The sequence below is a fragment of the Terribacillus saccharophilus genome (assembly GCF_046592895.1).
Taxonomy (GTDB): Bacteria; Bacillota; Bacilli; order Bacillales; family Amphibacillaceae; genus Terribacillus; species Terribacillus saccharophilus_D.
Genome location: NZ_JAWVPU010000002.1, coordinates 567649 through 579218 on the forward strand (window position 1 = coordinate 567649; position 11570 = coordinate 579218).

Below are 11570 nucleotides of genomic sequence, written 5' to 3' on the forward strand. Positions count from 1 at the left end.
ATGCGCGCTATCACTTTACAAATGACAGCTTTCGGTCCATATCACAAAGCTCAGACGATTGATTTCCGTGAACTTGGCGCAGAATCGATCTTTTTGATAACCGGTCCGACCGGGGCTGGTAAAACAACGATTTTCGATGCCATTTGCTACAGTCTTTATGGACGGGCCAGCGGCAGCGATCGTGACCAGGATTCCCTGCGCAGTCATTTCGCATCACCTGGGGAAATAACCGAAGTGCGCTATCGCTTTGCGCTTCGCGGCAGGGAATACGAAGTCATCCGCTATCCGAAGCAGCAGAAAAAGAAAGAGCGTGGTGAAGGGTACACAGATGATCCGGCACGCGCTGAATTCTATGAATGGAAAGATGAAGAAAAAGTACTGATCACATCAAGGATCAAAGAAGTAAACGAAGCAATCGAAGAAAGAATCGGCCTCGATTACGAACAGTTCCGGAAAATGATCATGATCCCCCAAGGTGAATTCCGTAAGCTTATATCCGAAAACAGCAAAGAAAGGGAAGAAATTCTCCAGCGCATCTTCCGTACGTATTTTTACGAACGGATGACAGAAGCATTGAAGGATGAAGCCAAGCAGCTGAAAGAAAATTTGCAGCAGACGGAATGGAAGGAACAGCAGCAGATCAGCAAAATAGAATGGCGCACGCAAGAACACATGGAGGCCGACAGCGTCCCCGAAACAATGCATAAGCTGCGGCTCGAGCTGGAAGCCATCAAGACGAGTGTGACAGAAGGTGAGCAAGAACTTGCGCTTCATAAGAAAACCTGGCAGGAACGGCAGCAGCAATACTATGAAGCACAACAGCTGCTCGAAACGTTCAAGCAGCTCGAACAAGCAAGGATACAGCAGGAAGGGCTGCAGCAAAAGCAGCCGGAAATCGAACAAAAACAGCAGCGTCTGAAAGATATGGAACGTGCCAGCCGTCTATTGCCATATGAACAGCAGCTATCCGTCCGTAAACAGGAATGGCAGGCACAGGTCAAGGCCCAGCAAGAGACAAAGGAACGAAATGATCGCATTGAACAACAATATGAAGCGATTAAATCTTCTTACACAAAAGCACAGGAACAAGAACCGCAGCGTCTCAAGCGCCAGGAACAATTGCAGCTGGAAAAGCAGCAGCTGGTGCAGTGGAAGGAATATGAGCAGCGTAAGCTCGAGCTGACGCGTATGCAAAAGACACTGGAAGGCAAGCAGCGGCGTTTGCTTCAATTGAAAGAAGAACACACTGCTAAAAAAACAGAGCAGCAAAAACTGGAGCAAGACTTAAGCAAAGAAGCTGCACTGATACAAGCATTCTTTGAGGAACAGGGAATAGTGGAGAAATTGGAACGCCAGCTGGAGCAAATAGCGCGTTTGAAAGAATCTGTCCAGCAGCTGCAGAACATGCGTACCGTTTATCAGCAGACACAGCAGCTTTTGAAATCGAGAGAAACAGATGTGCAAATGTTGCGGCAGGAAATAATAGAAATGGAAGAAGCCCAAGCTGCCCACCATGCTGCACATCTTGCCGGGCAGTTGGCAGATGGGGAACCGTGCCCGGTTTGCGGCTCCACCGATCATCCATCCCCGGCTCAGACAACTGCACACATCCAATCATTCGGGCTTCTGAAACAAAAAAGAGTGATGCTTGAGGCTGCGCAGCGTGCATATGATGAAGTACAGCAGAAATATGTAGAAGCAAAATCGAATGGGCAGGCAATCCGCCAGGTGACCGATGAGCTTTACCGGAGTATAACTGGAGAAGATGCCTTTGACCAAACGAAACTGGATGCATTATCATCAGATACCCAGCAAAAAAGAGATGCAGCAGCTGCTTCCTTAAGAAGCAAACAAGCAGAGCGAAAGCAAATCGAGCAGACAAAACAGCTTCTGGGACAGCTTAAACAAACGCTTGTTCAAGAGGAGAAAGCTGCCGAAGAACTTCAGAGCGAGCTGCGCGCAATGGAGGAAACTTTCCATCGAGTTGAAGCGGAACTGCGTTATCAACGCAAACAGCTTCCGGAAGTGCTTATGGATGCTGCTGAATGGGAACGGAAAATAATGCAGGAAGAAGCTCAATTGGAAGCAGCAAGCAAGGAATGGGAACAGCTGCAGCACCAATATGAGGAAATCTCCAAGAGCAGACAGCAAGTTGCGGCTGCCTTGGAATCAACGATTAAATTCACAGCCGATGTGGAACAGAAATACCGGATGGAACAGCAAGCATTTGTCGCAAAGCTTGAGGAAGCTGGTTTCCGGGACACGGCGGCATTTCAGACAGCTCGCGGTTCAGAGCAAGAAATGCGAAGGCTGCAAGAAGAAGTGGAACAGTATGCATCACAGCGGCGCAGTGTTTCCGAGCAAATAGAAACGTTGCAAAAGCTGACGGAGCAGCGGGAAAAACCGGAACTTGCCTTATTCCAGCAAGCTGTGGTAGAAGCAGAGCAAGTTTTTGAAGCGAAAAACAGCAGCTTGAACGCAGATAAAAGCTATGCCGTCCAGCATGAACACATCATGCAATCCCTTTCTCAGCTGCAAGAAGAAGCGGCTGAACAAAAAGCACAATATTATGATATTGGTGAATTGGCCAACTTGGCCAAAGGGGATAATAGTCTGCGGCTTTCCTTTGAGCGCTACGTGCTGACTAGTTTCTTGGATGAAATCATCCTTCAGGCGAATATCCGCTTGGAAGAAATGACAGATCACCGCTATCAGCTGAAACGCAGCGGACAAATCGCAAAACGTGGTGCGCAAAGCGGCTTGGATCTTGAAGTCATCGATCATCACACAGGACAGGAACGTCCAGTGAAAACTCTATCAGGCGGTGAAGGTTTCAAAGCAGCACTGTCACTTGCCCTGGGGATGTCCGATGTTGTCCAGGCACATGCAGGCGGAGTGGAACTGGAGACATTATTCATCGATGAAGGCTTCGGTACGTTGGATGAAGTATCACTGGAGCAGGCAATCGATAGTCTGAAAGGTTTGCAAGCAAGCAATCGGGTGCTCGGGATCATTTCCCACGTACCGCAGCTCAAAGAAGAGATCCATACCAAATTGCAGATTGATTCTTCCCCGACGGGATCATCCGCGAAATTCATATTCCAGTAAGGAGGCAACCATTTTGGGTACACCCATCAATTTTGAAACAGTCCTTCGCACAGATGGCAAAGAAAAGCGAATTGACAGTAAAGAAAATATATTTCAGCTGACACTGCAGGGTTATCACTTATTTCCCCTCCATCAACCGATCGATATCAAGCGTACAAAAGAAACTGACGAGATCGGCAGAGCAATCATTGTCGAATTGACACTGAAAGAAGAGCGGACAATTTGTACGTATCAGCTAATTTCGTTATCAAGCGTCAATTAACGACAATATAAAATTCAGATGAAGCAGATACAAGGGGAATTTTGCGCTTGCCCGGGAAATAGATGGCCAAACAAGGAAATATATTGCCTGCGTCCGGAATAGAATGGAACAAAGTGCTTCTTGCTTGCGTAGACTGATAGAAATATTGACGCGAGAAGAGGTATAAGTATGGCAAGAAATCCACTCGGCCCATCCATGTTTGGTCGGCGCGGACAGCCTCCTGTCCGACGAGATCCTTTTTATCCTGCTCGAGGAAGTTTTCAGCAGCAAGCTCCCCGTCAAAGCGGCGGCTTACCTGGTATCCTGCAAAAGATTCTGAACCGAGGAGGAAGAGGAAGAAGCGTGCAGGCTGCAGCAAAAGCAGCATTGCCGGCAAGCAGCAGTCCAACTGGCAAGTTTTCGTTACTTGACATGCTGAATCATACACAAAATGCATTGAAGGCAGCAGAGTCCTTCATGCCGATGGTACAGGAGTATGGACCAATGGTGAAGAACTTGCCTTCCATGTTGAGAATGATGAAAGCTTTGAAAGACATCGACTTCGATGAGGAAGAAGATGCAGTACCGGAAAAGGAAGAAGAAGTAAAAGAGAAGAACGAGCAAGAAAAGGAACAAGCACCACGTACTCATGTGGAAGAAGAAAAAGCTTCCGATCAGCATGAAAAGCAAAGAAAATCCGGAGAGTCCCTCCCTAAACTGTTCATATAAGCACCCCACTTGATTTTTTTCTGCAAAAGAGGAAAATATATAGCATACATTGAAGGAGGGATTTATTGTGGCATTACAACACGCTACTTTTGCAGGAGGCTGTTTTTGGTGCATGGTCGAACCATTCACGGAACGCCCTGGCATCGAAGCAGTAGTCTCCGGTTATACAGGCGGAGATAAACCGAATCCCACATATGAGGAAGTATGCTCCAATACGACCGGTCATGTCGAGGCTGTTCAAATCACTTTCGATCCGGATGTTTTCCCGTATGAAAGACTGGTGGAAACGTTTTGGCAGCAAATCGATCCGACAGATGCAGGCGGTCAGTTCCACGATCGCGGTGAATCGTACAAAACGGCTATCTTTTACCATGATGAAGAGCAGCGGCTGGCAGCGGAAGCATCCAAAGCGAAACTGCAGGAGAGCGGACGCTTCAAAAAAGATATCGTGACCCCGATCCTGCCTGCCAAGCCGTTTTATCCAGCGGAAGAAAAACACCAGGATTATTACAAAAAAAACAGGTACCATTACAAAATGTACAAGCGCGGGTCAGGACGGGAAGATTTCATCAAGCAGCATTGGAGTCCTAAAAAGGATAAAGCCAAGCTCAAAGAAATGCTTACTCCGATACAATTTCATGTCACGCAGGAAAATGGAACGGAACGTCCTTTTGAAAATGAGTATTGGAACAATACAAATGAAGGAATCTATGTGGATGTCGTATCCGGCAAAGCGTTGTTTTCTTCCAAAGATCAATATGATGCCGGCTGCGGTTGGCCAAGCTTCACCAAACCGCTTGATGCCTATGAAGTGAAAGAGAACATGGATCTTTCCCATGGGATGGTAAGGACTGAAGTTCGTTCCACTGAAAGCGACTCCCATCTTGGGCATGTCTTTGATGATGGTCCGAGAGCGACAGGCGGTTTGCGTTATTGCATGAACTCTGCCGCAATGAAATTCGTACCTGTGAACGAAATGGAAAAAGAAGGATATGGAGAGTATTTGTATCTCTTCAAGTAAAATATTAAATACAAGCAACAGCTTTGCTCTTGTTCGCTACACGATGGAACAAGAGCATTGTTTTGGACAAGGAGTATGAGAATGGATTCTTCATTATTAATTGAATATGGCTGGATTTTATTGGTCCTGATTGGACTGGAAGGATTGCTTGCAGCCGATAATGCGCTCGTGATGGCGCTGATCGTGAAACACCTGCCTGCGGATCAGCAGCGCAGAGCTTTATTATATGGGCTTGGGGGCGCATTCATTTTCCGCTTCGCCTCACTATTCTTTGTCAGCTTCTTAGTGAATATTTGGCAAATCCAAGCTTTGGGAGCACTTTATCTACTATATATCTCAATTTCAAATCTTATCAAATTAAAGAAAAATGACGGCGAAGAAGAAAATGAGAGTCCATTCAGTAAAAAGAAATCTGGATTCTGGATGACTGTATTGAAGGTGGAGCTGGCAGACATCGCTTTTGCAGTGGACTCTATCCTGACAGCAGTTGCATTGGCTGCATCTTTATCAGCTACACCGCTGCCGCATATCGGCGGAATGGACGGCGGTCAGTTCCTTGTTGTCTTGGCTGGCGGTATGATTGGTTTGATACTCATCCGTATTGCGGCTTCTTATATCGTGAAAATCCTGGACAAGCGTCCTGGTCTTGAAGCTGCTGCATATTTGATCATTGGTTGGGTGGCAATCAAACTGGCCATTCATACGTTGGCACATCCAGCATTGCAGATCATACCTGAGCATTTCCCTGATTCAATTGCATGGGAAGCAACATTCTGGATCGTAATGGCAGTCATCGCTGTCACTGGCTGGTTTTATAAACCGAAAAGCGAAAGGTCTTGAAGTGGATGGGGGGAAACAATCAACTGCGTTTCATCTTGATGTCATACCTGATTGCCCTAATAAGCGGCGGGCTTTTCACTTTATTGCATTTGCCACTCCCCTGGATACTTGGTCCGGTAGCAGGCCTTTTGCTTTCCAAGATCTTTTGGAATAACAGAACGGCTGCTTCCCAGCCGCTTCGGAAAGTGAGTTATTGGCTGCTCGGCATACAAATCGGTAACACGTTCACGGTGCACACATTCCACAATGTGCAGCCTTACCTTTTAATTTATACGCTGCTTACGCTGTTGCTGATCGTCATTTGCATGATCAATGCGTACGTAGTGAGTAAATGGGTCAATGTGGATATGAAAACAAGCATGCTCGGCAGTATACCTGGCGGTTTGTCTGCTGTGTCTGCGCTCAGTGAATCCATGAAGGCAAATACCGGACTGGTGACGATATTCCAGACGATACGGCTTGTCAGTATCCTATTCATCATCCCGTTCGCTGCCACCCATTTATTTATGGATGGTGCATCGCAAGGAGCTGTACAGCTGCCGCAGACAGAGCAAGGTGCTTGGTGGACAATCGGTCTATATGTGATCATGTACATTGTTGCACGTCTGACAAACCGCTTCATACCGTCTTCTTTGGTCATCGTGCCGATGCTGCTTACAGCAATACTTCAAGTGAGCGGCATGCATCTCTTTCAGTTCCCGCACTTATTTTTTGTCGCGGCACAGTTGACAATCGGCGTCTATTTAGGTCATTCTATTTCTATAAGAGATCTAAAAAAAGCTGGCAGACTCTGTCTCTATTATGCAGGTCTGTCTTTGCTGCTTATTTTGCTTTGCTTTGGATTAGGGTATTTGTTCAGCATGTTCACGTCACTGAACATGGCCACGTCCGTACTCAGCATGGCACCTGGCGGGCTTGTTGAAATGGCGCTGACGGCCCAGACGACAGGCGGAGATCCATCCATCGTCAGCTCACTGCAGACGATCAGATTGCTGCTTGTGGTCCTCGTACTGCCGCTATTGCTGCAATGGACGCTGCCTAAGCTTGAGAAGCACCAACGAAAGGAAGATACATTATGATACACAAACATTGGCAAGAAGCGAAAACAATCAAACAAGTGGAATGTGTCCACACGGATGCAAAAAAATACGTCGTCAACACGACGCTGACTCCAGGAAAGATCTATGATGTCAAAAATGAAACGGAAGAATTCATCTTCATAGTCGATAATTCCGACCGAGTCGGAGCCTTCCGGAAGGATTATTTCAAGGAAGTGTAATAAAATGGCAAGTTTAAGGCTAACCTAATAAAGGTTAGCCTTATTTTGTGTCTGGTGTTTTTCTTGCAGTGCTTGTAATTGTCGGGCGGTTAACCGATAATAAGGCTAAGCATAGTTAGAAGGAGTTGGGGCTTGTGAAAAGGATCATTCTTGTTCGCCATTGCAATGCTGAAGGACAGCATAAAGACTCACCGCTGACATATGAAGGAATCAATGAAGCCCGATCGCTTGCTACTTTTCTGAAACGGCAGGACTTCCCTATTCAGCGTATCCTCTCCAGTCCCTATTTCCGGGCCGTCGAGACAGTCAAACCTTTTGCGGATGCTGCAGATATTCCGATAGAATTAGACCGCAGGCTGCAGGAGCGGATTTTAAGTGAAGAGCCTATCGATGACTGGCTTGAAGTATTGGAAGATTCATTTTCTGATTTTGACTTGCGTCTGCCCGGAGGCGAATCCTCCAATGATGCAAGAATCCGTGTTCGCAGCCTGCTTGATGAACTGGAAGCAGAGGAGCAGCTGGAAAACGTCGTTCTGGTCACACATGGCAACCTGCTTGCAATCCTTTTGAAAGAGTTCCAGACTGATATAGGTTTTTCCCATTGGAAAGGATTCTCTAATCCGGATGTTTTTCTGGTTCAGCGCGAAGCAGGCAGTTTTATGGTGGAACGAATTTGGAATGCTTAAACATCCCCACTGATGATAACCATTAATATAGCTTGCAGTTTCTCATAGATTGTATCGATTTGTTCAATGGGTAAGGGATTTTCTCCCTTGCCCAGTTCTATTGTAAAGCCCGGGCGCCGGTAGTGATCAATGAACCAGTCCTTGAAACCAGCGTAATTGTCCAATTCCTTTATACCTTCGTACCCGCTGACCTCTTCCATCCGGGAAACCAGTGTTGATGAAATCGATGGTTCTTTTTCATCATAACTCCAGTAAATCTCTTCTCCCTGCGTGTGCAGCGCCACCACCATGTCAAAATTTCCATCCTGAACAAGTTCATACATCCCGATCGACTCAGGCTCTGTCAGCGGAGTGCGCCCCGGGAAATCACGCGGGCCAGGCAGCTTCGGCTTTCTTAATTGTTCATACTCCCATCTGGCAGGATATTGCTTATTAAGGTCGACTCCCTTGATATTTGACTTCCACCCCTGGAAATCTGTACAATCCCCATTCAGGAATCGGACCAGTTCTTCATACTCTTGTGCCGTTTTGCTTCCGTGAATGACAAGATCGACTCCGTCCGGGTTGACCATTGGGACGATCGAGAGCGTCACATCTTGGTATAGTTTGCTTGCAGAATAACCAAACAGCGTATCGTCATGTGTGACAGACAATAAGTAGTCATTGACGAACCGCATCAGTGCCGAGGAGGTGATCCACTCATTTCCATGAAAGCTAGCATTTATATGAATGCGTTTTTTGCCTTTACCGATCAGAAGCTCTGTCACCGGTTTCCCCATTACGCTCTTGTAAGCTGTACGTATTTTCAAAAACGGAAACAGCTGCTGCAGAGTTTGGATATCATGAAGGCAGGCAGCATAATCATAGTACCCGTGTAAATGTGTCACGGCAGCAGTTATTCGACGAGGAAGCAATAGCTGCGTACCCGCAGGGAAATAAGATTGTTCAAATAAAAGATCCACCAGTTGGATTGGGAGCTTATATGCAGCTGCCAGTGACGCGGTGGACATATCCGTATCGAGTGTGGCGTTAAAAAGCTGATATCCAGGCACCTGGATCGGCTGCTGGGGCAGCACATGCGTTGAAAGAAACGGATTTGCTGAAAATAATACATAAGTGGGAAGATGAAATAATGTGGCTACGGTGCTCAGTTGACAGCTCTCCTGCAGTTTGATTTCCATCTGTATCGCCTCCTTATCTAGAGTATATGTGCAGTATGTAATAATTATGGTGACAGGGCAAGCAGCTAAATTGTTATATCGCGACCGTTGTTATTATTGAATTTTGTTGTTATAATTTGAAACGATAGGGTATAAATACATATAGTTCGTTTGTATTTTGCGTAGTCGCAGTATACCTGGAAAGAAACCGAGATGAATGTTCGGTTCATTCATAGTAGTAGAGGAGGCTATACAAATGGCTTTTGTCATTACGTCCCCATGTGAAGCAGAAAAAGCTGGCGAATGCATGGAAGTTTGCCCGGTTGACTGTATCGCGGAAGGCAAAGATATGTTCTATATCGATCCAGACATCTGCATCGATTGTGGTGCATGTGAAGCGGTATGTCCAGTTGAAGCGATCTTCATGGAAGATGAGGTACCAGCGGAAGAAACGAAATATATCGAAATCAACCGCAAGTTCTTCCAGGAAAACTAAGCGATCCACTGCCAAGAGGCAGTGGATTTTTTTGTTTATCTTTCCTTGAAATGGGATAAGTAGAACAAAAAAGGAGTTGTCGCTATATGTCGAAAGGCAAACATGAATCATACTGGATCGAAACAAGCAATTTCCCAAACTATCCGAAACTAAAAGAAGATACGGAAACCGAAGTGTGTGTAGTCGGTGGAGGCATTGCCGGTATCACCACTGCTTACTTACTTACACAAAAAGGATTCAGAGTGACGCTCATCGAAGCACTCAAACTAGGCCATGGTACGACAGGTTATACCACAGCTAAGCTTACAGCGCAGCATGATCTCATTTATAACCAGCTGATCAGCAAGTTCGGCGAGGAAACAGCGAAGATACATTATGACGCAGCCATGGAAACGATTGATTTCGTAAAAGAGACGGAAAAAGAATTGCAGGCGGATTTTCAATTGAGCACCGAAGCAGCTTACGTCTTCACGGATGAGCAGAAAAATGTCCGTCAAATCGAAAAAGAATGGGAAGCATATCAAAAACTCGGCATTCCGGGAAGCCTGGAAGAAGAATTGCCTCTGCCGGTTTCATCAAAGAGAGCAGTGAAAATGGACAATCAGGCCCAATTTCATCCGTTGCTTTTCCTGCAAGCCATGACAGAATATATCAGTTCACATGGCGGACGCATCTATGAAGATACACGCGCCGAAACGATCGATGAGGGAGAGCCGGCAACTGTCAAATTGAAGGATGGCGGCAGTGTGACAGCCAAGCATGTTGTTATCGCTACGCATTTTCCTTTTTATGATTTCAAAGGTGCCTATTTTGCCCGTTTGGACGTTGCACGTTCTTATATCGTTTCTGGTAAAAGTCCGTTACGTTACCCAGGCGGCATGTTCATTTCCATGGACAGCCCATCCAGATCTGTCCGTAGTGCGAAGGATAAAGATGGTGAAACCTTATGGCTCATCGGCGGAGATGGACATCGTACCGGAAAAGGAAAAGAGATGAAAGAGCATTATAGCAATCTCCGAAACTGGGGCCGTTCGCAGTTTGAAATGGATGAATTCGATTATAACTGGTCATCAGAAGACTTCATGAGCTTGGATTCCCTCTTTTATATTGGACGCATAACGAAACGCACACAAAATTTATACGTAGCCACTGCTTTCCGCAAATGGGGGATGTCCGGCGGAATAACAGCGGCTAAGGAAATCACTTCCCTAATAGCCGACGGCAAAAGTTTATACAATGATATTTATGACCCTGCGAGATCAGATGGAGTGAAAGGTATTACCACGTTAGCCAAGAATATGGTCGAAGTTGGTACAGAGCTTGTATCGGGAAAATTGGAGAAGACGAACAAGTCCATTGACGATCTTGAGCAAGGTGAAGCGGGGAAGATCCGGCATAATGGGAAGCTTGTCGGTGTGTATAAAGACAACGAAGGAACCGTCCATAAAGTCGATACGACATGTACCCATATGGGATGTGAAGTACACTGGAATGATGCGGAGACGACTTGGGATTGTCCTTGTCACGGTTCACGCTTCCGTGCCAGTGGTGAAGTCATCGAAGGACCGGCAGTGAAAGACCTCAAGAAAATAGATTAAAAAAAGAAGCCTGGCTGATAGCCGGGCTTTTATCGTACTTCAAATCGTTTGAATCCTTGCTGTTTCTCTAAGTATTTGACATCGACTTGTTTCACTTTCACAAAAGCATTCGGTCCTTTTTTGATTTCCTTGATGAACTCCTCGACCTGATCCGCATCACCTTCAGCATTCACTTGAACAGTACCATCTGCTTCATTGCGGACAAAGCCTGACAATTCCAGATTGCGGGCAATCTCTGCTGCTGAAAGCCGGAACCCGACACCTTGCACTTTTCCCCCGACAAACATCTGTACGCATTTCATCCCTATTCCGCCTCCTTGCGTTATGTCTTCCCTGATAGCGTATACAAAAAACGTTTGGTTAACACATCGCTTCTTTGGCAAAAATGGAGCTATCACACTACATGGAGGAA

Annotated in this window: 12 protein-coding genes; 10 read left to right on the top strand and 2 right to left on the bottom strand. The window is 46.1% G+C overall.

Going from position 1 to position 11570, the window contains the following annotated elements; genetic code table 11:
* From SFC66_RS08740 to SFC66_RS08775, 8 genes are all read left to right on the top strand, one after another.
* Window positions 1–3108 (top strand): AAA family ATPase, encoded by a 3108-nt coding sequence (locus tag SFC66_RS08740; RefSeq protein WP_411218309.1) that lies wholly within the window; start codon window positions 1–3, stop codon window positions 3106–3108.
* 13 nt (window positions 3109–3121) lie between these two features.
* The gene (locus SFC66_RS08745) at window positions 3122–3370 is read left to right on the top strand and encodes a DUF2584 family protein (RefSeq protein WP_411218310.1); all 249 of its coding nucleotides are present in this window, start codon (window positions 3122–3124) and stop codon (window positions 3368–3370) included.
* Window positions 3371–3538: 168 nt separating this feature from the next.
* Entirely contained in the window at window positions 3539–4078 is a 540-nt protein-coding gene (gene vrrA, locus SFC66_RS08750; RefSeq protein ID WP_411218311.1) for a VrrA/YqfQ family protein, read from the top strand.
* A gap of 67 nt (window positions 4079–4145) precedes the next feature.
* A complete protein-coding gene (gene msrA, locus SFC66_RS08755) occupies window positions 4146–5099 on the top strand; it encodes a peptide-methionine (S)-S-oxide reductase MsrA (protein ID WP_411218312.1) in 954 nt (317 codons plus the stop codon).
* An 81-nt stretch (window positions 5100–5180) separates the two neighbouring features.
* The gene (locus SFC66_RS08760; protein ID WP_411218313.1) at window positions 5181–5939 is read left to right on the top strand and encodes a TerC family protein; all 759 of its coding nucleotides are present in this window, start codon (window positions 5181–5183) and stop codon (window positions 5937–5939) included.
* 5 nt (window positions 5940–5944) lie between these two features.
* Window positions 5945–7018: an AbrB family transcriptional regulator gene (locus tag SFC66_RS08765; protein ID WP_411218314.1), complete on the top strand. Its 1074-nt coding sequence runs from the start codon at window positions 5945–5947 to the stop codon at window positions 7016–7018.
* Complete coding sequence (locus tag SFC66_RS08770) at window positions 7015–7218, top strand: DUF6501 family protein (RefSeq protein ID WP_411218315.1); 204 nt, start codon at window positions 7015–7017, stop codon at window positions 7216–7218. The genes SFC66_RS08765 and SFC66_RS08770 overlap by 4 nt, the downstream gene beginning before the upstream one ends.
* A 134-nt stretch (window positions 7219–7352) precedes the next feature.
* A complete protein-coding gene (locus tag SFC66_RS08775; RefSeq protein WP_411218316.1) occupies window positions 7353–7904 on the top strand; it encodes a histidine phosphatase family protein in 552 nt (183 codons plus the stop codon).
* Here the strand turns inward: SFC66_RS08775 and SFC66_RS08780 are convergent.
* Window positions 7901–9085, bottom strand: coding sequence for a M14 family metallopeptidase (locus tag SFC66_RS08780; protein ID WP_411218317.1), 1185 nt, complete (start codon window positions 9083–9085; stop codon window positions 7901–7903). The two genes, SFC66_RS08775 and SFC66_RS08780, sit on opposite strands and share 4 nt — an antisense overlap.
* 235 nt (window positions 9086–9320) lie before the next feature.
* On the opposite strand from SFC66_RS08780, the gene SFC66_RS08785 reads away from it, so the two are divergent.
* Both SFC66_RS08785 and SFC66_RS08790 read left to right on the top strand, forming a co-directional pair.
* Window positions 9321–9560 (top strand): ferredoxin family protein, encoded by a 240-nt coding sequence (locus tag SFC66_RS08785; RefSeq protein ID WP_093728423.1) that lies wholly within the window; start codon window positions 9321–9323, stop codon window positions 9558–9560.
* A gap of 86 nt (window positions 9561–9646) precedes the next feature.
* Window positions 9647–11158, top strand: a complete 1512-nt coding sequence (locus SFC66_RS08790) for an FAD-dependent oxidoreductase (protein ID WP_411218318.1) — start codon at window positions 9647–9649, stop codon at window positions 11156–11158.
* A gap of 29 nt (window positions 11159–11187) precedes the next feature.
* Here the strand turns inward: SFC66_RS08790 and SFC66_RS08795 are convergent, their stop codons facing one another.
* Window positions 11188–11460 carry an acylphosphatase gene (locus SFC66_RS08795; protein WP_411218319.1) on the bottom strand — a complete coding sequence of 91 codons (273 nt, stop codon included), beginning with the start codon at window positions 11458–11460 and terminating at the stop codon, window positions 11188–11190.
* Between the last annotated feature and the right edge of the window lie 110 nt (window positions 11461–11570).

What these genes read in the sequence shown, in the direction of transcription:
- SFC66_RS08740 (WP_411218309.1), top strand. Translation starts at nt 1, where the DNA reads ATGCGCGCTATCACTTTACAAATGACAGCTTTCGGTCCATATCACAAA.
- vrrA (WP_411218311.1), top strand. Translation starts at nt 3,539, where the DNA reads ATGGCAAGAAATCCACTCGGCCCATCCATGTTTGGTCGGCGCGGACAG.
- SFC66_RS08760 (WP_411218313.1), top strand. Translation starts at nt 5,181, where the DNA reads ATGGATTCTTCATTATTAATTGAATATGGCTGGATTTTATTGGTCCTG.
- SFC66_RS08765 (WP_411218314.1), top strand. Translation starts at nt 5,945, where the DNA reads ATGGGGGGAAACAATCAACTGCGTTTCATCTTGATGTCATACCTGATT.
- SFC66_RS08770 (WP_411218315.1), top strand. Translation starts at nt 7,015, where the DNA reads ATGATACACAAACATTGGCAAGAAGCGAAAACAATCAAACAAGTGGAA.
- SFC66_RS08780 (WP_411218317.1), bottom strand. Translation starts at nt 9,085, where the DNA reads ATGGAAATCAAACTGCAGGAGAGCTGTCAACTGAGCACCGTAGCCACA.
- SFC66_RS08785 (WP_093728423.1), top strand. Translation starts at nt 9,321, where the DNA reads ATGGCTTTTGTCATTACGTCCCCATGTGAAGCAGAAAAAGCTGGCGAA.
- SFC66_RS08790 (WP_411218318.1), top strand. Translation starts at nt 9,647, where the DNA reads ATGTCGAAAGGCAAACATGAATCATACTGGATCGAAACAAGCAATTTC.
- SFC66_RS08795 (WP_411218319.1), bottom strand. Translation starts at nt 11,460, where the DNA reads ATGAAATGCGTACAGATGTTTGTCGGGGGAAAAGTGCAAGGTGTCGGG.